Here is a 19,279-nt window from a genome sequence, read left to right on the forward strand (position 1 = left end):
CGGCTTACTTAAAACTTGTCCTAACCCTTCGACAATTGAAAGATATGAAAGCAAAAGAGAAAAAAGCAGAAATGACTGAGCAAGAGAAGCAACAACACGGCGAGGACGGCTACGGTGCCGATTCGATTACGGTGCTCGAAGGCCGCGAGGCCGTGCGCAAACGCCCGGCGATGTACATCGGCTCAAACGGCGATCTCGGTTTGCATCACCTGGTTTACGAGATCGTGGACAATTCGGTGGATGAGGCGCTGGCCGGTTATTGCGACACGATCAACGTGACCATCCATCTCGACAACTCGATCACCGTCGAAGACAACGGACGCGGCATCCCCGTGGACATGCACCAGACCGAAAAGAAACCTGCCGCCGAAGTCGTCATGACCGTCTTGCACGCGGGCGGCAAATTCGACAGCAATGCCTACAAGGTCTCCGGCGGATTGCACGGCGTCGGCGCGTCTTGCGTGAATTTCCTGTCCGAATGGCTGCGGATGGAAATTCGCCGGCAAGGCGCGGTGTACGAGATGGAGTTCAGGCAAGGTATCAAATCAGAAGATTTGGTCAAAACCGGCAAGACCACCAAGACCGGCACCAAGATATCCTTCAAACCCGACCCCGAAATTTTCACCACGACCGAGTACAGTTTCGACCGGTTGTCGGAGCGGCTGCGCGAAAAGGCCTTTTTGAACAAAGGCATCCGCATCACGATCACCGACGAACGCACCGAGGAAGAGAAGAAGCACGAGTTCCTTTACGAAGGTGGCATCGCCGAATTCGTCGCGCACCTGAACAAGAACAAGAGCGTGCTGCACGCCAAGCCGCTCTATTTCGAGCGCACGCCCAGCGGCGAAAACGGCGACGACCTGACCGTCGAAGTGGCGATTCAATACAACGACGCCTACGACGAAAAGGTCTTCGCGTTTGCCAACAACATCAACACGGTGGACGGCGGCACGCATCTGTCCGGCTTCCGCTCGGCCTTGTCAAAAGCGATCAGCCGCTACGCCACGACCGCGAACATCCTGAAAGACTTCAAGGGCAGCCTGACCGGCGATGACGTGCGCGAAGGCCTGGTCGCGGTCATCTCCGTCAAAATCCCGCAACCACAGTTTGAGGGGCAGACCAAAGGCAAGCTCAATTCGGATGTCAAAGGCCCGGTGGATTCGTTCATCTACGAAAAGCTGAGCCAGTATTTTGAAGAGCATCCGGCGGTCGCCAAAGCCATCGTCGGCAAAGCGGTCGAAGCCGCCCGTGGACGCGAAGCCGCTCGCAAGGCCCGCGAGATTGTGCGCAAGGGCGCGCTCAGCGGCAGCGGCTTGCCCGGCAAATTGGCCGATTGCGCGGAGAAGGACCCGGCGCAGTGCGAGATTTATATTGTCGAGGGTGATTCGGCAGGCGGTTCGGCCAAACAGGGACGTGACCGCAAGACGCAAGCGATCCTGCCGCTCAAAGGCAAAATCCTGAATGTCGAACGGGCGCGTTTCGACAAGATGCTGGGCCACGGTGAAATCAAAGCACTCATCACCGCGCTCGGCACCGGCATCGGCAAGGATGATTTCAACGTGAATAACCTGCGTTACCACAAGATCATTCTGATGACGGACGCCGACGTGGACGGTTCGCACATCCGCACGCTGCTGTTGACCTTCTTCTACCGCCAGATGCCGCAGTTGCTGGAACACAAGGTTGAGACGGTGGACGAGAACGGCGAGAAGCAGACCGAGACGCGTGGTTACATTTACATCGCGCAGCCGCCGCTCTACAAAATCAAAAAGGGCAAGACCGAGCGTTATATCAAAGACGACCGCGAGATGAACCGCTACCTGATGCGCAAGGCGACCGAAGACGTGCGCGTCACGATCAAACAAACCGGCGAGACCATCGAAGGCCGCGACCTGACGACACTGCTCGAGAAGATGGTCGAGTTCAGTGGTTACTATCACAAACTATCTCGCCGGTTGCATGACCGCCGCATCGTGGAGGCACTGCTTGAGACGATGAGCGGCAAGGATGGCCTGATGCAAGAGCGGCGCAAACTGCACGATGTCTTCGCCTCGGAAGAACTGCTGGGCCGGGTCGAGGCCGCGATTGCCGCCGCCGGGTTTGATACTGAATTGACTTCGGATGAAGAGCACGGGCTGTCGAGTATCGAGATCAGATACGAGAACTCCACCACGACCGCCCAGATCAACTGGGATTTGGCGACGCTGGTCGAATTCCAGCGCTCAGTTGAGTTGTACAAACAACTCGCGCAACTACATCAACCGCCCTTCATCATCAAAGAGGGCGCGACTGAAACCGAAGTCGAGTCGCGCGACGACTTGCTCAATCATGTGCTCGCGGCGGCCAAGAAAGACCTGCACATTCAACGGTACAAAGGGCTGGGCGAAATGAACCCTGAACAGCTTTGGGAAACGACGATGGACCCGGAAAAGCGCACGCTCTTGCAGGTGCGGATTGATGACGCGGTCGAGACCGATCAAATCTTCACCGTCCTGATGGGCGATCAGGTCGAACCGCGCCGCCGCTTTATCGAAGACAATGCACTGGACGTGAAGAACCTCGACGTCTAGGTCGTGATACGACGCAGCCGATGGCAAACCAAGCCAATCGGCTGCGACGCGTGGCATTTAGTGAACCCAACCCAGCGTTTTAACTGCTTGGCTTTCCCTGAATAAACCAACGGCGCAATACATCCAACACTTGCTTCCGCAGCTTTTGCGTACCTGCGCGCACTTCAGCCAATTCCTCCAAGCGGGTTTGCCCCTTCTCCAATCTGGCTTTCAATTCAGTCAACAACCGCTGGCAATCTTTTTCCGACGCGGGGACGACTATCTCACCACGTAAACCCACCTGAGCGATGGCAAAAAGCAATTCGGCTTCGGCGCGGGTGTCGCATACCAGATGCGCTTTGCCTTTCTTGCCGAAGTAAAGCGTCGTGGCTTCAAAGAAGTTGGCAGCGTCTGGCAGTTGAGCGTCGCCTTCTGGTAATTCGCGCGCTTTGGCGGAGCGGCTTTGCGCCACCAGCCATTCGTGCAGCGGCTGTTGCCAGTGGGCTTCGAGTTCTGTCCAGGCGTCTTGCGCCAGTTGATTGGCGGAGACTGCCGTGCGGTTGCTCTGGCGGCGTTGCTCCATCTTTTGCACTTCGACAATGCGAATGGCGCGGAAGTGCAGCGCGACTTCACGGTAAAGCCGGTCAATCAAGGCGGCGCGCTCCTGCGCGTCGGTGACGCCCAGCAATTCAAAGACAGCATCGTCTAACGCGCGGCGGTCGGCTTGCTGCAATTCGCGCGGCAAGCCCAGCGGCAGCTTGGCGGCTTCGCGCACCTCTTCGGCAGTGTGGCATTGCAGAAAGGCTTCTTCGACCAGATGCGTAACTTCGCGTTGCTACAGGGCGGCGAATGCGGTTTCGAGCCGTTGCAGTAGGGCTTCAGTGATGTGGCGTGGGTCGGGGATTTCGATCAGCACGGTATCCACGACTTCGGTCTTGAGATTGCCTTCTGTACCTGCGTAACGCCCAAAGAAACATTTGATCAAAGCGATCAATGTTGAATTGAGCAGTGGCATCAAGGCGCGCGTTGCCAGCGACGAACCAAGCAATGAATGCAAATCGTAGAGATTGCAGTTGCAATTCAGGCTGTAAGTATTTGCTGGAATGATGTGCCGATACTGTTGCGACTTCGGCCAGAAACCAATACCAGTCTCAATTCCGGTTAAGTCGTACCAACGCGGACGGCCAGCGCATGTCGCGCGCTGCGGCACAGGCACGCTTTTGGATTTCTTGGAAGCAAAGGTTTCCTTGCTGCCCCAGATAATGAACTTGTATGCGAGGGTTCCTTTGATCTCCTTCAATTCCTGATTGACCCACAGTACGACGCGATTGAGTTGTTCGGGGGTAACAACCGGACGATCAACCTGCATCAGGCTGTGAACTTCTGGTTTAACGAAGTGGGCTTCGATGGGATGCAACGTATTGTCGCCACATCTGACAATGACCAATTCGCCGCTGGCGACAGCGGCGCGACTACAACGATGCATCAGTGGCAAGATCTTCCATTCCGCTTCGGTCTGATATTTCGCCAACAACTCTGCCGAGACGTTGCGCGGCATAAAGAAAGCATCACAGCCGCTCGTGATGCCGCGTTTGATCGTGGCGACATCGCCCAGTCGCGTGAAGCGCGCGCCAAAGCGCCGCATCACGTCGAAGTAAAAATCCGGCGCGCGCAAATAGCGCCCCCACTTGCCGCCGCCGTATTCGCTTTGGTTCGTAGGCAGCGCCACCTGACCGGTTTCGCGTGCGGGGACGTCATCGGTTTCTTCAAAGTCCTCTTCGTCTTCTGCCCCCGCTGTTGTCTGCTGTGCGGCGACGAGCACCTTTTGCCGGGCGAACATTTGCGCGACTGAAAGCCCTTCTTGCCAGAGTTCGCTTTGCGCGCGCTGCATGATGCGCCAGTCGTCAGTGCTTTGGTCGCTCCTGGCTTTGAGCATCAAATCGCGCAGCCGTTCTGCCGCAGCTTGCCGCAAAGGTTCCGCGCCTTCTTCGCGGCTGCCGCGCGCGCCGAGAATTTCTTTGAGCGGACGTTTGAGCCGCACGAAGCGTGTCAGGTTGGCGTTGCGTGCGGCTTCGTCATCGCAACGTTGCAGGATGACGGCGACGGTTTTGACGCGCGCGTCTTCGAACCACGGCTCGTCTACGCTCTCGATCAAAGCGACCAGCTTGAAGTAGCGCAGAATCCATTCCTGCAATGCAAACCCGTAGCGCGCATCAAGCCAACTCGATGAAACGAGAAAGCCGAACCAACCGTCCGCTTTCAAAAAACGCGCTGCCGCAGGCCAGAAATAAACGTGCAAGTCTGATTGTTTCGACAAGCCGATGCCCGGCCAGGCGCGTGTGACCAGTTCATACAAATGCTCTTTGGTTTGATCGCGGATGACGCCTTTAGCGGCTTTGGGAATTTCTTCGTGCCGCACGTAAGGCGGATTACCGACTACGGCATCGAGTGCGGGCAGCACAACGTCATAACGTTCCAGCTTGCCGCCGAGGGCGTGGCGCGGCAATTCACAAAACATCTTGTTTGGCTCGACAGTGAAGAAGTTGCGCCGGGCGATGCGCGGGTAATTCTCTTCGTTCGAGATGTTGCGCGCCGCCAGATTGAGCGTCGCCAGATGCGCCGGAAAAGGATTAATGTCGCATCCATACAAGCCGCTGAGCAATTCCTGATTGGTCAGCCGTTTGTCGAGTTGATGTTTGCGGTAATAAGCGCGGACCAGAAAGCTGCCCGATCCGCAGGCCGGATCGAGTACGGCAGCGTCGGCGCGGCGAATGCAAAAGGCGTTGATAACATCCACCAAATCTTCGTCGGTGTAATGCTGGCCGAACTTATGGCGTTCTTCGGGGCTAATGAGCTTTTGAAAGACGCCGCCCAAAATATCGGTCGGGACTTCCTTGAAGTTGAACTTGTCTATCGCGACGATGAACTTGCCCCAGGCTTCGAGCGAACCCGCACACGACAACGCCATCAGCGCCGATTCCTCTTTGCTTTCTGGAAAGAACACCGGTTCGTAATCGCCCGTGCGGTCAACGGCTTCCTCAAAGCGCGCCCGCAAGTAATCAAGCGCCAGTTGCGGCGTATCGGCATTACGCGGCAGTTTCAATTCGGGCAGCCGGTTGCGCGCCCGCACGGCTTGATAAAACAGGATGCGATTGCTGAGCACGTAACACATGCTGCGCGCGGTGCGGTCAATCATGTCGCGCCACGATTCCGGGTCGCTGCGGTCGAAGTTCCATTGCTGTTCGATCATCCATTTGATTAACAGCGCGTCGAACTCTTTGTTGCGGCTGGCTTCGACTTCCAAGTAATCGCGCAACTCACGCACTGGCCCCAGCGGGCCTGAGAGATGCGTTTCGAGTACGGCGATGTAAAACTCGGCAGGCGGTTGGCCGAGATTGGGTTTGACGCCCTGATAAATTTCGCTGAAGTCCGCGAAGAATTTGGGCAGAAACTCATCACGCAATTTCTGGCTGACCAATTCGCGCGCCACATCGGTCGGCTTGTTCAGTTCGAGGCCGAGCCGCCATTGCCCAATGCACCGCTCGTGCATGGATTCGGCGTCCCACAACGAACGATCAAAGAGCGCCAGATGCTCGACGTTCCAGGTGAAAAAGTAGCGGCAGTTTTCGGCGGTGGCTTTGTTGAAAGCGTCCTGCATCAGCGCCAGATCGAAGGGTGAGCGGCCTTGCGGTGTGCCGGGCAGTTTGACTTCGCCACACAAGGCCAGCTTGCCTTGCCCGCCCGATTGTCGCGCGTAAAAGCGCAGGTCTTGGCGCTTCTGGCTGCCGCGACCAAAGCTCTCGATGTCGGATGACCCCAAAGACAGACGCGGGTCTTCGTCAAAAAGCTTTTCCGCCCATTTCGCCACCTCGGCGCAAAAGGCGACTTCGTGTTTGCGAGCTGATTCTTTTGCCATTCGAGATTGTTACAGATTGCAGAGGTGCGTCATTGATAGGATTAGTCTTCGTCTCCAAAAATCGCGTCCACGTCTCTGGCCGCGTGCAGGATGCGCAGAATCTCGATGCGATTGCCGAGTGGGCGGTAGAAGATACGGTACTTATCGAAGCCTTTGATAGGCCACATGCGCACGTTGACGAGCATTGCATTGTTGAAGCGGCGGCGGTTGCCGATCTCCGGCATTTCACAGATACGGTCAAAGGCCGCCAGCGTCGCGGTAAAGAAGCGGTCAGCGACTTCCCAGTCAGCAGCCTCGCAGAAGTAGGCAAACTGTTCGGCGAAATCGCTGCCCGCGTCTGCTGAAAGAAAGTAGCGCCGTTTCAGCTTCATTGCTTGGTCTGTGGTTGGTATTGCGCGACGAGTTCGGCTTTCTTTTGCGCCCAATACTCCGGCGTGCCCTCAATCCAGGTATCGTTTTCGATGGCATTGACGAGCAATTGTTCCAACTCCGCTTGGGCTTGGCGTTGTTGGTCGGCACGAATCAGTTGGCGCAGATAATCGCCTGGCTCGGCCAAGCCTTCCAGCGCTGCCCGCTGTTCGAGGTAGCTTTTCTGCGAGGTCAGCACGGGAATCTTTAAGCTGGTAAGTGTGTCTTGCGTTTCAGTCTTCATCTTAATTCTCCCTCAGTAATTCTCAGTAGTCTCTGTAAGCACAAACGCAATTTGATTATGCCGAAGTCATGTCAAGGCGACAAGCATTGTGCCGCTGTTCCAACTGAGCAGCGGCACTTGTCTTTAGTGCTGCGCGACACAGCGGCGATTGCCATTTCGCGGCCTGCCTCGTAAACTGCGCCCGCATTCGCATTCAAATCCACCTCTAACAGGAAGACTATGAGCAAGAACATTACTCGTCGCACATTTGTCACTACGTCCACGGCATCTGTCATTGCGACTGCCGCTAGCGCCCGCCGCGTGCCGGGCGCGAATGGCCGGTTGCGCGTCGGCGTTATCGGCTGTGGCGGTCAGTCGCAGGGCTCGCACATTCCGCCCTTACTGAAGATGAAAGACAGCGACAACGTAGACATCGTTGCCGTTTGCGATGTTTACCAAAAACGGCTGGATCAGGTCGTCGAAAAGACCGGCGCGAAACCGTTCAAAGAATACCGCCAGTTGCTCGAGCAGAAAGATATTGATTACGTCACCATCGTCACGCCCGAACACTGGCACGCGCGCATGACGCTGGATGCCGCCGATGCGGGCAAGCACATCTATTGCGAAAAGCCGATGACGTGGTCTATCGAAGAGGCTAAGAAAGTCGTCGCCAAAATCAAACAGACCGGCGTCAAAATGCAGGTCGGTGTGCAAGGCATGTCCGATGACTCATACGAAGTGGCGCAAAAGATGATCAAAGAGGGCAAGATCGGCACACCCATCCAGGCGCAGATTGATTATTCGCGCAACCACAAGCGCGATTTCTGGGTGGACGATAATCCAGACCAGGACGTCAAACCCGGCGTCAATCTGGACTGGAACGCTTTTCTGGGCCAAGCGCCGAAACGTCCGTTTGATCTCGACCGCTTTCTGCACTGGCGGCGCTATTGGGATTATTCCGGCGGCATCGCGACCGACCTGTTCGTACACCGCATCACGCGCATGATTCGCGCGCTCGATTTGAAATTCCCGGATAAGGTTTGCGCCGTGGGCGGCAAGTGGGAGTTTCGTCAGAGTCCGGCGGAGATTCCCGATACGTTCAACATGATGCTGGATTATCCGCAAGGCCTGTCGGTGGTGGTGCTGTCTTCGATGGCGAATGCCGAGCCAATTCCGCACGTCATTCGCGGCCACGAGGCGACGCTCGAATTCACGCGCAGCGGCTTCGTGATTCGCCCCGAAGGCCGCCTGAACAGAGAAGGTGGCAAGGAAGTCATCACGCACCAAAAGACGGGCGGCGAAGACACCTTGCTGCACCATCGCAACCTGCAAGACGCGATTCGCAATGGCGCGGCGATCAAGACCGATGTGATGACGGGCTATTACGGCATCGTGGCCGTGCGCATGGCAATTGATTCGTATCGGAAGCGGAAATATATGCGCTGGGACCCGGTCAGGGAGCGTTCGGTCGAAGCATAAGGCCGGTACGGTACCGCGCGCGTGAGCAAGCGGAGACTGCACCGTTGCGCCAGTTCGCCTGACTTGACGCGCCGCTTGCTCACGCGCGCGGTACCGGCTCGGCGTGGCTGGTCGTTTGTATTCTTAGCTTGGCTTCAGAGACTTAATTCAAGCCGCCTTGCCCGCCAGCCACTCCAATTCCGTCTGCGCTGCCTTCAGCGTTGCCCGCAACATTGCCCCGAACGGCGAGCTTTGCGTGAAGGCCGCCGCGACCGCATACAACGTCAGCGGCGAAAAATGCGCCTCGTTGGCGATGGCGAAGATCGGTTCCCAGCGTTCCGGTTGAAATTTAGATTTGAAAGCATCCAAACCGTCAAAGTTATAAAACCGCCGCCCGTGCGCACGCACCCAAGCCAGCACCAGGCGCAGCCAAAGCGGGTTGGGATTCGCGCCAGCCAACGCGCGGTGTGAGAGCGGCGATAGGCCCAGCGTGACGAATTCGCTGCCGTCAGAGGCCAGCGTGCGAATCGCCGTATCAATCATCAATTCACTGGTGCCGTTGACGGCACCGCGCCCGCGTATGATCTGTTCGATCAACCAGCCCTGCCGGCGTGGTACGGGCGAAGCGACGACAAATCCGACGATCTCATTACGCCGTTCGGCCACAAAGATGCGCCGGTCATAGAGCCGTTCCAACGTCATCGGTTCAATCAAAAAATGCAACGTCGGAAAGCTGCGCGTTGCCAGCCATTCGCGCAAACAGCGCAACAATTCAGGCGCGCGGCGGGCGCGTTCGACCGGCCATTCGCTGACCGTCACGGCTTTGTTGCGAGCGCGGTTCAGTTGCGCTTTTAAGGAAGAGCGCTGTTCAAAGGCGCGTGACCATTGCTGCGGTTGCCACGCCGGTTGCGCACCCAGCACGACCATCGAGTGCTTGGCCGATTCACGCAGCACGTTTTCTAACCGCGATTCGGCGCAGAAATAACAAACGCGCTGTCCGGCAGCCGTGCTGGCGCTTTCAAATTCGCCGACGACTTCGGCCAGTCGCGCTTGTTCGCACACAGGCGCGCCCGCGACGATGCGCACGCCGTGGTGTTCGACAAAACCGAGCACCGCGTCACCCGCGGATGAAAACCAATGTGATATGCCGGGATTGAGAATCTGGTAGGCTGTCGAGTTCCAGCCGTGGCGCAACACCAGTGCGCGCACGCGCTGCAACTCCGGCGGGATCGTGTTGAACTGCTGCCACTCCATCTAGCCGGAGTATTGGAGACGGCAGCAATGATTGCAAAAGGGATTGCAAAAGGGATTGCAAAAGGGGCCGTCGCCTCAACCCGCGTATTCGTTCATTGGCAAGCCGCACACGCCGGGACGACATTTGAAAATACTCCCCGCCAATGGCTGTCCGGCCAGCTTCTCCGCGCTCAGCCGCGTGCGCGCCGACGTGATGTAAAGCGTCCCAAAATCCGCGCCGCCAAACACACACGACGTTGGGCGCGACACCGGCACTTTGATCTCGGCCAACTCTTCGCCCGTTTGCGGATTCCAGCGGCAAATGTGCCCGCCATCCCAATGCGCGACCCAGAGCATGCCCTCTTCATCAATCGTCATCCCGTCGGGATAGCCGTGCGCGCTGCCGTCCACGCGAATCACCTCGCGCCGGTTGGCAAGCGCGCCGCTTACCTTATCGTAGTCATACGCGACCACGCACTGCTGCGGCGAATCAATGTAGTACATCGTCCGTTCGTCGCGCGTCCACGCCAGGCCATTCGAAATCCACACGCCCGGTTCTTTCAACACAACGTTGTGGTTGGCATTCAGGCACCAGAGATTGCCTTGGCCTTCGCCGTGGTCTTCGTCCAGCGCCAGCGAACCGGCCCAGAACCGGCCCGCCGGATCGCACTTGCCATCGTTAAACCGATTGCCCGGCAGATGTGATTCGGCATCCGCGATGGGTGTGAGGGCGCCGGTTGCCAAGTCCAGCGCCGCAAAGCCGCTTTTCAAGGCCAGCACCAAACCGCCTGCTGCTTTGACCGCTGCCGAACCGACGAACTCGCCCACGTTGATGACGCGATGCGCCCGCGTGGCCGGGTTGTAAATGTGAACGCGGTAGCCCTCAATGTCTACCCAATAGAGTTGCTGTGTGCGCCAGTCCCAAACCGGCCCTTCGCCCAACAGTGAGTCGTGCTGGAATTCCAATTCTGCTGTAAGTGCTGACATGAAGTTGATCCTTGGTTAGTGATGTCCGGCAAGCTGCCAGCTTGCCGGACGCTTAGCAGTAAAACCCATTGTTCGCCAGCCGCGACCCCGGCAAGCTGGCAGCTTGCCGGACATCCTGGCGGCTTCAGCGCGCCGCGCCCACCAACACAAACGGCGCCCAGTAATACGGATGCCGCCACGCCGGTTGTTGTCCGCGCAATAATTCCAGCTTGGCTTGGCGCAAGGCGTCGTCCTTGTTTTGTCCTTGCCGCAGATTTTTATAAAACGCCTTCATCAGCGAGGCCGTGGCGATGTCGTTGACGTTCCAGAGGCTAACGACGACGCTTTCGGCCCCGGCGTAAAGAAACGCGCGCGTTAAACCGATGATGCCTTCGCCGTAAAGCATGTGGCCCAGACCCGTGCGGCAGGCCGAGAGCGTGACCAGCTCGGCGTTCAGTTTCAGCCGCATCACTTCGGCCATTTGCAACGCGCCGTCTTCTCTTTTGTCATTCGCTTGATCGTCAACCGGAGCCGACAACACGATGGCCGAGCGCGCCGGGAATTCTTCGTCCACCAGCGCGTGCGTGGCGAAATGTACGTAGCGGTATTGGCCGAGCGCTGCGGCCTTGACGCTCCCCTCGGTTGCTTCCGCGCCGAGCAGCACGCGACGTTCGTTGGCGGGGAACAGCGCGGCGATTTCGTTGACCTCGTTGCGCGTGTACGGCAATGGCCGTAAGTCGGGGCCGCGCTCATTGTGTTGGATCGTCGGTACGCTTTCGGTTTCGGTTTTGGCATAGACCGGATCGCCGAACGCGATGAGACCCTTTGCCTCAGCCACGTTGGTTTTGAGCGCACGCAACGCGGCCAGGGCCGAAGCCGAGGGTGCATAACTGATGGCGAAACGTTCGAGCAGGAAGGCGGACGCGCCACGTTGCGTTTTGCCTGCCAGCGTCTCAAACGGCAAATAGGCCAGTACGCCATCGGGCACGATGATCAGTTTGCGCGCGGCGGTCAGGCGCGCTTCCAGCGGTTGAAAGAGCTTTTCATACAGCAACTGGCTTTGCGCTTTGAGCTTCGCTATGGCCTGCGCCGCCGTGGTCGAGTTGACCTTGGCGGAAGAGGCCGCGCGAAAGGCCGTGACCAGCGGCTCCAATTCTTTGCGCGGCGGCAGCGTAACCGCAGCCAGCCTGCCGGCTTGCAATACCCAAGCGAAAGAGCGCTCTTCGCCCAAGACGAATTCGACGAGCGCTGTTTCTTGATCCGGCAATTCTGCCGCGACACGCGCAAAGCCAAGCGAGGGCGGCGCTTTGACGCTGGCATAACGCGGGTCGGCGCGGCGCAATTCCAAGCGGTACAGTTCCAGCGCGCTCTCGGCTTCGGCGAGTTGGCGTTTCAACTGTGCTTCCTGTTCAGGCGCGAGTTCCGGCTGCCACAACTCGCGTTGAATCGCGGAGACTTGCTCAAAAAGCAGGTCTTCACGTTCCTGCTGCGCCGGGGTCAGTTCTTCTTCTGCTTCCAACCCGGTTTCGGCCAGCACATCCAGAAAGGCGCGCGCGTGATATGACTCGGCGACCTCAAAAGCTTCTTCGTGGCGCGCTTGATTGAGCAGCAGGGCAATCGCGCCGGCAAAGACCTGCTGGCGCGAGGCGACGATGCCAGCGCGCGAAATTTCAGTCGGGATCGAATGCGCGCGGGCCTCTTCGATGGCGGCGAGCGCCGCGCGGTAACTGGCGAGCGCATCAGCGGGCTGCCCCAGCTTGCGTTGTGCTTCGGCCAAGGTGGCGTGGTAGCGGGCTTCCAGATGTTTGTTCCCGCCCGTGCGCTGCAAAATGCTCAGGGCTTGTTTCGCCGCCTCGCGCGCGCCCGGTGCATTGCCGGATTTGAGTTGCGTTGCGGCGTAATCACCCAGCACCAGCGCTTCGGGTTGCGGCAGGCGCAACGTGCGCACGATGCGCAGCGCCTGCTCAAAAAGCGCTGCGGCTTTGGCGGGCTGCTCGAGCGCGGCGTGCACGGTGGCGAGTTGATAGTACAGTTCGGCGTGCGGGAAGGCGGCGGGCACGCGCGCCAGCAACGCTTGCGCCTGTTGGCCGTATTGCAACGCGGTTTGCCAATTGCCGCGCCCTTTCTCGACGGCGACCAACCGGCGCAAGACGGTGGCTTCGGTTTCCTGGTCGGCCACCGTGCGGGCGATAGGCAAGGCGCGTTGCAGGTGCGACATGGCCTGGGCAAAGTCGCCGGTCTCGGCAAAGACTGCGCCCAGGCGGGCGAGGGCGCGCGCTTCGCCCGCTTGATCCTGGCGCTGGCGATAGAGTTGCAGGGTTTGCTGAAAGCAAAACAGCGCATCGGCATAGCGGCCTGACTGCAACAACAGCCCGCCCGCGCGCGATAGCGCATTGGTTTGCAAGGGGCCGATACCCGCTTCATCGGCGTTGAGCGAAGCTTGTTTGAACAAGCGAATGGCTTCGTTCATGCGGCCCGTGTGAAAGGCCGCGAGGGCCAGCAAATTGGTGGCACGCGCCTGTCGCGCTTTGTCGCCTTGTTCTTGGCTCAACCTAAGGGCCTGATTGGCGGCTTGATAAGCGGGCAAAAAGTTTTTGTTCTGTAAGTGCCGGGCGGCGGTTTTGAGCAGTTGTTCAGCGTTGGCGGATTGGGCCGGTGTTTGCGGATTGGAGCGGCGGGCTTGCAGATGGGCAGAGCACGGCAACGACAGGCAAATCAACGCCAGCAGACCCAGCAAAAACGCCATTCGCTTCATCGTTGCAACTCCCGCCTGGGTACGCACCGCTTCCAGCGTGCGGGCTTGGCAGAGAACGAATGAATGCCAGGGGGAAACCCTATCGGCATCAATGCGTCCGCTGCCAAGCCCGCACGCTGGAAGCGGTGCGTACCCAGGTTGTCACGGCTTCTGAACTTGTAATTTATATTCGCCGACCAACTCGCGCTGGCCGTCGTGTAAGCCGTAACACTTCACCACATATTTGCCGGTCTGTAAAAGGTTGGCGGGCACACTGGCTGAAATGGCCCCGCGTGGGCTGGCTTTGCCGCTGTTGACGGTCGTGACCAGCCGTTTGGAGTTGTCGAAGAGTTGAAACTGAAAGCCGGAATACGAACTGTTGGGCTCGACTTCAATACGCAGCGCGGCGCTGGCCGCGTTCGCGGGAATGGTCAGTTGATTGCCGCCGCCGCTGCCATCGCGTTCGGAATCCAAAAAGACGACGGGCGCTTTGCCGGGCGCAAGGTCGGGCGTTTGGGGCGGGCGGTTTTGCGCCAGCAGGTCGGGTTGATTTTGCAGCTTCGGGCGCGCACCGGGCGTAGGTGTGGAGGTTGTTCCTGGCGTGACTGCCGGGTGGGGTGTTGGCGTCGGCGTTTGCTGAATGGCCAGTTCCTGACGCGGCGCAGAGTTTTGTTTGAACAACAGCCAGCCAAACGCCACGGCCAGCGCCAGCCCGGTGGCGACGGCAAAACCGAGCGCGGGTTTGAACAGTACCACTCGCCAGGGCCACCAGCGCTCCGCCACGCTTTCGGCCAGTAAGCCTTGGCGAGACGCTTGCCGGACACCGGCCACAAAACGCGCGGTCATTTCCACCTGCTCAAAGCATTCCTCACAGCCAAAATAATGTTCCTGGAACGCGCGCCGCTCGTCAGGCGTGAGTTGGCGCCGCACGAAGCGTTCGACGATCTCGCCCTGTTGTACCTCTTGGTGCGTCATGGTTTCTGTTGCTTAGTGCAGCGAGTTGCCCGTTTGTATCACTTTATTTTTCGAGCACGCGTCATTTTCTGATAAAGCTCCCGAAAGCTCTGCAACGCGCGCGATTTGATCAGCCGCAAGCGTTCTTCTTTGATGCCCAGCTTTTGTGCAATCTCCGGGTTCGGCAGCTCTTCGTAATAATACATGCGCAAAAACTGTTGCTCGCGCGGCTTCAACTGGCGGGCGAGTTCCTTCAACGCGCGGCCCGTCTCGGCATCCAGCAGCGCCTGTTCCAGCGAGCCGTCGCCCGCGCTGTCGTATTCATAATCTTCCAGCGAATCCACGCGATACTTTTGCCGCACAAGCTCGCGCACGACGTTGAGCGTGATGCCGACGATAAATGAAGGCAGTGAATCAGCCGAACGCAACTTGTCTTGCCGCAGCGCCTGAATCACACGCAAGAAAGTTTCGGCCCGCGCATCCTCGGCGTCTTCTTTTGAGTGGGTTTCGCTAAGCGCGGTGAAGTAAACGCGCGTCGAGAACTTTTGATAGAGCACGGCTTCCGCCTCGGCCTCGCCTTGGCGGATGCGGGTGACGATTTCCTGATTGGTGAGGATTTCCGCGCGGGTGTGCATACGGGCGGGGATTCTACTCAAAGCCCGCCAAGAGCGATAGGGTGAGACAGTACGGGGAGCGTGAGCGACCTGAGTCCCGGTAATCGAAGCATTGAAGGAAAGCCAAACCGCCTGACACCAAGACTCAGGTCGCTCACGCTCCCCGTACTGTTTGGGGGCTTCCCAAGAAAAAATAAAAAGCCCAAAAAAGTTTGATACACCTTGCGGCCCCGCCGCACTACTTACCGAACAAGCAAGCCGGAGCTGAGGCCGGTTGAAAGATTGAAACAGTTGAAACGAAGCAAAGGAGCTATGAAATGAAAAGGACGACGTTCGCCAGCGCAGTGTTGAGTTTGATGATGGCCTGTTCGACCGTGGGCTTGGGCCAGAGCAAGGCCAAAGCACGCGTCAAACCGCCAGTCAAAGGCGGCGGGCAGATTTGCACCGGTTGCTGCGATCCCTGCTATTCCGATGACTGGTGGAAAATCCGGCAGCCGCAATCAAACGCCCCCAATGCAAAGGCAACCAAGTCCACCCGCGCCAGGAAAGGCAATCGCTAGTCCCGGCGCGGGCACCTAACGCAACTGTTTAACCGCGCGGCCACGGGCCGTTGTAACCGTTGATCACTGAGAAACAACAAAACGACCGGGCCACGCCCGGTCACAAGGAGATTACAGCTATGAAAACACTATCCACCATTCTTTTCGCCTTCACGCTTTCATTGGGCTTGACCGTCATCGCTGCGGCGCAAACCCCTACGCCGACGCCTGGGAAAAAGACGCCGGTCGCTACTGCGCGGCAGGGCAATCAGCAAAAACGCATTGGCCGCGGCGTCGCTTCAGGCGAATTGAAGGCCGGCGAAGCGCGCAAGCTGGAAAAGGAACAGCAAGAGATTCAGCAAGAGAAGAAAGAAGCGCGCGCCGATGGCACCGTGACGGGCGAGGAACGCAAAGACATTCAGAAAGATCAGAACAAAGCGAGCCGCCACGTGTACCGCGCCAAGCACAACAACAAAACGCGGAAGTAAGCGGCGGCTGACGGTGCGATTGAGAGCACCGGTGGCAGAGCAGCCCGCGCTTGACTGGCACAGGGCAGCCCTTGCTGACGCTTTGTCATCACCCAAATTTTTTGTGCGCTTTCAGCCCGCGAAAGCGGGCGGCAACATAAAGCCTGGGGTGCAGGCGGAGCCGGAACCCCAGGAAAGCGTTAAATTGAATCACCTAGCCCACGGAGTGGGCGACAGACATTGATTGGCTAGTCGTGACGCTCTGCCGCCCGCCTTCGCGGGCTAGGTGGATTTTCGCCAATGTTCCCAGGGTTCCGCGCGCAACGCGCTGCACCCTGGGCTGTATGCTGCCGCCCGCCTTCGCGGGCCAAAAAACCAAGCGCACGTTTCGAGCGAAAGTTTGGGTAATAACAAGGCTCACGCGCGGGCTACTGTCACGGGCAATTTCTCTGGCAAAGAAAGGAAGACGCTATGTTCAAAAGCAAAATCATTATCGCTGGTTTGAGTTTCGTCCTGCTGCTTTACACTGCCGCGCTTGCGCAAGGCAAAGGCCAGCGCAGCGGCGCGAACCACCAGCGCAAAGCCGGGAAATACGCCAATCAGGAAGTGAGCTATCGCCAGTCCAACACCGCCCGCAAATTCGACCAGAGCACGTTGCCTCCCGCTGGGAATACCCAGACCCAATTGTTGCCTTACGTCGAACAGGGCAATCTGAAAACGGCCAGGCCGAAACCGCAAAATCTGTTGCCGTACATCGAACAATCCAACCTGCGCCGCCACCCGCGCAAACGATAAGCGCCACCGCGCCATCGCGGAAGCCACCGTCCGCTCCCGCCCAAACAATCATCATCATCATCCAGAGTAGAAGGAGACGAATATGAAAGGTCTAGTGTACCTGTTGACGATCAGTGTCTTTATTGGCGCCTTGTCCGGCGCAACGTTGGGGCAAACCGTTCCCACCCGCTTCGGCTTTCCAAAAGAAGACGCCGGCAAACGCACGGTGAATCTGCAAGTGGAAGGCGTGGCGCGCGAAGTCGTTTTTTATCGCCCGCCCAATTTGCCGGCGAATCAGGCCGTACCGGTGGTGTTTGTTTTTCACGGCACGGGCGGTTCAGGCGAAGGCGCTTATGACGACATGGGCTGGAAAGAAAAGGCCGAGCAGGAAGGTTTCATGGCCGTTTTCCCCTCGGCCTTGCGCTATCACATCTTTGACGAAACGCTGGTCAAGAACGGGCAGGTCTTGCACGACATGCAACGCAACACGACCAAGTTCAATTTCTTTGGCTTCGAGAAACTGCTTGATCCGGCCTACCCCGATCAGCATGTGTACGATGACGTGAAATTCGTGCAGGTGATCGTCGAGTTGTTGACCAAGCACTATGCCGTAGACGCCGACCGGTTTTATGTGACGGGCTTTTCCAACGGTGGGCAATTCGCGCAACGCTTGCTGGTACAGATGTCGGATGTGTTTGCGGCCTTCGCGCTGTGTTCCATCGGACGCGGCTTTAATGCCGAAGATTTCACGCACGCCAACGATTACACCAGCGCACCGTTCCAACCACGCACTGTCATGCACATGATCGGCGAACTCGATCCGAAGCTGAATTACGCGGCGCAGGTCGCAGGCTTTCCGCTCGACGAATCCGCCGCCGCGCCGGGCACGTGGACGAATGCCGTGATGCAGGGCTTCGTCCAATTGTTAGGTTTGTCGGCTGATTACGGCTACAAACGCACCCCCCGCGCGTCGGTGTTTCACTACGGCGGAACCGGCGCGACGACTTATGATTTCGTGCTTGTCGAAGGCATGCGCCACATCTATCCGAACGGCGAGAACTTCAGCTTCCAAGCGGTGGATGTCTTCTGGCTGTTTCTGAAACAGCATCACCGCTAAGCCACGTCACGGTTGAACCGGTTTGGTCAAGACCTCCAACCGGTTCAACCGTTGCAACGCCTCTGCCGCATCAGTTCCGCACATCTCTTCACTTGGCCGCAAGCCCACACAAAACGCCGGACGCTCTGGCAAGCCAAACAACCGGCAACGATTGTCCGCCGTTAATTGCACACAGCGCTCACCCGCCGGTTTGCCGTTTGGCATTCCTGGAATCGGTGAATTGATTGAAGGCGCGATGCAGCAGGCACCGCAGCCAATGCGGCATTCCATAGATAGAGGCTCCATTCAAAGGTCGAAACGACGGGCAGCCGTGAACAGTAGGCCCGCACTGAAGCCTGATTCCCGAATCCTGACGACTGTTAGCTAAAAGCCGTCAGGATTCGGGAATCAGGCTTCAGTTGTTTGCGTGTGCAAAATAAGTAAACAGCTTGCCGCCTTTCAACCGATGGACTTGTTTTCAGCTTCCATCGCCAGCGCGATTGCCCCCAGCACGCCCGCGCGGTCGCCCAAGCCCGGCGGCACAATGTATTCGTCAATGCGCGCGGTGATCTGTGGCATTTGCAAATAGCCGTTCAGTAAATGCTGCACCGCAGGCCGCAAGGCCGCGAAGACTTGCGGCTGATGCATCACGCCGCCGCCCAGGATGATGCGTTGGGGCGAGAGGATGCAGATCAGATTGACGATGGCTTGGGCCAGGTAGTGCGCTTCCAATCCCCACGCCGTGTGATCAACTGGCAAGGTCTCGGCTCGCACGCCCCAACGTTTTTCGAGCGCTGGGCCGGTTGCCAACGCTTCCAAACAATCTTCGTGAAAGGGGCATGCGCCGGCGAAGGGATCGCGCGCGACGTCGCGTCGCATCAGCATGTGGCCCATCTCAGGATGCAAGAGGCCGTGCAAGAGCTTGCCGTTAACCAGCGCGCCGCCGCCGATGCCGGTGCCGATGGTCAGGTAAACAAAGGTGTCCAACCCCTGCGCCGCGCCCCAACGCCATTCGCCCAACGCCGCCGCGTTGACGTCGGTGTCGAAACCGACCGGCACGCCAAACGCCGCGCGCAACGGCCCGACGACATCGGTGAATTGCCAGCCCGCTTTCGGCGTCGTCGTGATGTAGCCATACGTGGGCGAATCCGCGTGCAAATCAAGCGGGCCGAAAGAACCTACGCCAATGGCTTGCAGGGCGGGGAATTGCCCCAGGAAATCAATGGCGCGCGCGATGGTTTCCGCTGGGGTGGTGGTGGAAAAGCGTTCGAGCGCGGTGATGTCATCCGGCCCGCTGCCAACGGCGCACACCCATTTGGTGCCGCCTGCTTCGATGCCTGCGTACATA

At 58.4% G+C, this 19,279-nt stretch carries 17 protein-coding genes; 6 read left to right on the plus strand and 11 right to left on the minus strand.

The genetic code is table 11. The features are described from left to right. Positions 1 to 71: 71 nt before the first annotated feature. Positions 72 to 2,570: a DNA topoisomerase (ATP-hydrolyzing) subunit B gene (gyrB, locus tag HY011_09535; GenBank protein ID MBI3423169.1), complete on the plus strand. Its 2,499-nt coding sequence runs from the start codon at positions 72 to 74 to the stop codon at positions 2,568 to 2,570. Between the two features lie 79 nt (positions 2,571 to 2,649). On the opposite strand, the gene HY011_09540 is transcribed toward gyrB, so the two are convergent. Genes HY011_09540 through HY011_09555 form a run of 4 tightly spaced genes read right to left on the minus strand, consistent with a single transcriptional unit; the run spans position 2,650 to position 7,117 of the window. Next, a complete protein-coding gene (locus HY011_09540; GenBank protein ID MBI3423170.1) occupies positions 2,650 to 3,324 on the minus strand; it encodes a hypothetical protein in 675 nt (224 codons plus the stop codon). Positions 3,325 to 3,384: 60 nt separating this feature from the next. After that, positions 3,385 to 6,465 carry an N-6 DNA methylase gene (locus tag HY011_09545; GenBank protein MBI3423171.1) on the minus strand — a complete coding sequence of 1,027 codons (3,081 nt, stop codon included), beginning with the start codon at positions 6,463 to 6,465 and terminating at the stop codon, positions 3,385 to 3,387. 41 nt (positions 6,466 to 6,506) lie between these two features. Continuing rightward, on the minus strand, positions 6,507 to 6,836 hold the full coding sequence (locus tag HY011_09550) for a type II toxin-antitoxin system RelE/ParE family toxin (GenBank protein ID MBI3423172.1): 330 nt from the start codon (positions 6,834 to 6,836) through the stop codon (positions 6,507 to 6,509). Then, the gene (locus HY011_09555) at positions 6,833 to 7,117 is read right to left on the minus strand and encodes a type II toxin-antitoxin system ParD family antitoxin (GenBank protein MBI3423173.1); all 285 of its coding nucleotides are present in this window, start codon (positions 7,115 to 7,117) and stop codon (positions 6,833 to 6,835) included. Before HY011_09555 ends, HY011_09550 begins: the two co-directional genes overlap by 4 nt. A gap of 219 nt (positions 7,118 to 7,336) precedes the next feature. Here HY011_09555 and HY011_09560 point away from each other — a divergent pair, with 219 nt between their 5' ends. Beyond that, positions 7,337 to 8,575 carry a Gfo/Idh/MocA family oxidoreductase gene (locus HY011_09560; GenBank protein ID MBI3423174.1) on the plus strand — a complete coding sequence of 413 codons (1,239 nt, stop codon included), beginning with the start codon at positions 7,337 to 7,339 and terminating at the stop codon, positions 8,573 to 8,575. A 147-nt stretch (positions 8,576 to 8,722) separates the two neighbouring features. On the opposite strand, the gene HY011_09565 is transcribed toward HY011_09560, so the two are convergent. From HY011_09565 to HY011_09585, 5 genes are all read right to left on the minus strand, one after another. Continuing rightward, positions 8,723 to 9,808, minus strand: a complete 1,086-nt coding sequence (locus HY011_09565; GenBank protein ID MBI3423175.1) for a DUF2156 domain-containing protein — start codon at positions 9,806 to 9,808, stop codon at positions 8,723 to 8,725. Positions 9,809 to 9,883: 75 nt separating this feature from the next. Further along, positions 9,884 to 10,774 (minus strand): SMP-30/gluconolactonase/LRE family protein, encoded by an 891-nt coding sequence (locus HY011_09570; GenBank protein ID MBI3423176.1) that lies wholly within the window; start codon positions 10,772 to 10,774, stop codon positions 9,884 to 9,886. A 124-nt stretch (positions 10,775 to 10,898) separates the two neighbouring features. Next, entirely contained in the window at positions 10,899 to 13,508 is a 2,610-nt protein-coding gene (locus HY011_09575) for a CHAT domain-containing protein (protein ID MBI3423177.1), read from the minus strand. A 141-nt stretch (positions 13,509 to 13,649) separates the two neighbouring features. After that, positions 13,650 to 14,462 carry a zf-HC2 domain-containing protein gene (locus HY011_09580; protein MBI3423178.1) on the minus strand — a complete coding sequence of 271 codons (813 nt, stop codon included), beginning with the start codon at positions 14,460 to 14,462 and terminating at the stop codon, positions 13,650 to 13,652. Between the two features lie 38 nt (positions 14,463 to 14,500). Further along, on the minus strand, positions 14,501 to 15,076 hold the full coding sequence (locus tag HY011_09585; GenBank protein ID MBI3423179.1) for a sigma-70 family RNA polymerase sigma factor: 576 nt from the start codon (positions 15,074 to 15,076) through the stop codon (positions 14,501 to 14,503). A gap of 296 nt (positions 15,077 to 15,372) precedes the next feature. On the opposite strand from HY011_09585, the gene HY011_09590 reads away from it, so the two are divergent. From HY011_09590 to HY011_09605, 4 genes are all read left to right on the plus strand, one after another. After that, entirely contained in the window at positions 15,373 to 15,615 is a 243-nt protein-coding gene (locus tag HY011_09590; GenBank protein MBI3423180.1) for a hypothetical protein, read from the plus strand. A 119-nt stretch (positions 15,616 to 15,734) separates the two neighbouring features. Beyond that, positions 15,735 to 16,082, plus strand: coding sequence for a hypothetical protein (locus HY011_09595; GenBank protein ID MBI3423181.1), 348 nt, complete (start codon positions 15,735 to 15,737; stop codon positions 16,080 to 16,082). Positions 16,083 to 16,532: 450 nt separating this feature from the next. Next, positions 16,533 to 16,856 carry a hypothetical protein gene (locus HY011_09600; protein MBI3423182.1) on the plus strand — a complete coding sequence of 108 codons (324 nt, stop codon included), beginning with the start codon at positions 16,533 to 16,535 and terminating at the stop codon, positions 16,854 to 16,856. An 82-nt stretch (positions 16,857 to 16,938) separates the two neighbouring features. Further along, complete coding sequence (locus tag HY011_09605; GenBank protein MBI3423183.1) at positions 16,939 to 17,952, plus strand: dienelactone hydrolase family protein; 1,014 nt, start codon at positions 16,939 to 16,941, stop codon at positions 17,950 to 17,952. Positions 17,953 to 17,958: 6 nt separating this feature from the next. Here the strand turns inward: HY011_09605 and HY011_09610 are convergent, their stop codons facing one another. Further along, the gene (locus tag HY011_09610) at positions 17,959 to 18,222 is read right to left on the minus strand and encodes a YkgJ family cysteine cluster protein (protein ID MBI3423184.1); all 264 of its coding nucleotides are present in this window, start codon (positions 18,220 to 18,222) and stop codon (positions 17,959 to 17,961) included. Positions 18,223 to 18,390: 168 nt separating this feature from the next. Further along, a complete protein-coding gene (locus HY011_09615; GenBank protein ID MBI3423185.1) occupies positions 18,391 to 19,278 on the minus strand; it encodes an ROK family protein in 888 nt (295 codons plus the stop codon). Position 19,279 lies beyond the last annotated feature (1 nt).

It is taken from the genome of Acidobacteriota bacterium (genome assembly GCA_016196035.1).
GTDB lineage: Bacteria > Acidobacteriota > Blastocatellia > RBC074 > RBC074 > JACPYM01.

What these genes read in the sequence shown, in the direction of transcription:
- gyrB (MBI3423169.1), top strand. Translation starts at nt 72, where the DNA reads ATGACTGAGCAAGAGAAGCAACAACACGGCGAGGACGGCTACGGTGCC.
- HY011_09545 (MBI3423171.1), bottom strand. Translation starts at nt 6,465, where the DNA reads ATGGCAAAAGAATCAGCTCGCAAACACGAAGTCGCCTTTTGCGCCGAG.
- HY011_09550 (MBI3423172.1), bottom strand. Translation starts at nt 6,836, where the DNA reads ATGAAGCTGAAACGGCGCTACTTTCTTTCAGCAGACGCGGGCAGCGAT.
- HY011_09555 (MBI3423173.1), bottom strand. Translation starts at nt 7,117, where the DNA reads ATGAAGACTGAAACGCAAGACACACTTACCAGCTTAAAGATTCCCGTG.
- HY011_09560 (MBI3423174.1), top strand. Translation starts at nt 7,337, where the DNA reads ATGAGCAAGAACATTACTCGTCGCACATTTGTCACTACGTCCACGGCA.
- HY011_09565 (MBI3423175.1), bottom strand. Translation starts at nt 9,808, where the DNA reads ATGGAGTGGCAGCAGTTCAACACGATCCCGCCGGAGTTGCAGCGCGTG.
- HY011_09570 (MBI3423176.1), bottom strand. Translation starts at nt 10,774, where the DNA reads ATGTCAGCACTTACAGCAGAATTGGAATTCCAGCACGACTCACTGTTG.
- HY011_09575 (MBI3423177.1), bottom strand. Translation starts at nt 13,508, where the DNA reads ATGAAGCGAATGGCGTTTTTGCTGGGTCTGCTGGCGTTGATTTGCCTG.
- HY011_09580 (MBI3423178.1), bottom strand. Translation starts at nt 14,462, where the DNA reads ATGACGCACCAAGAGGTACAACAGGGCGAGATCGTCGAACGCTTCGTG.
- HY011_09585 (MBI3423179.1), bottom strand. Translation starts at nt 15,076, where the DNA reads ATGCACACCCGCGCGGAAATCCTCACCAATCAGGAAATCGTCACCCGC.
- HY011_09590 (MBI3423180.1), top strand. Translation starts at nt 15,373, where the DNA reads ATGAAAAGGACGACGTTCGCCAGCGCAGTGTTGAGTTTGATGATGGCC.
- HY011_09595 (MBI3423181.1), top strand. Translation starts at nt 15,735, where the DNA reads ATGAAAACACTATCCACCATTCTTTTCGCCTTCACGCTTTCATTGGGC.
- HY011_09600 (MBI3423182.1), top strand. Translation starts at nt 16,533, where the DNA reads ATGTTCAAAAGCAAAATCATTATCGCTGGTTTGAGTTTCGTCCTGCTG.
- HY011_09605 (MBI3423183.1), top strand. Translation starts at nt 16,939, where the DNA reads ATGAAAGGTCTAGTGTACCTGTTGACGATCAGTGTCTTTATTGGCGCC.
- HY011_09610 (MBI3423184.1), bottom strand. Translation starts at nt 18,222, where the DNA reads ATGGAATGCCGCATTGGCTGCGGTGCCTGCTGCATCGCGCCTTCAATC.
- HY011_09615 (MBI3423185.1), bottom strand. Translation starts at nt 19,278, where the DNA reads ATGTACGCAGGCATCGAAGCAGGCGGCACCAAATGGGTGTGCGCCGTT.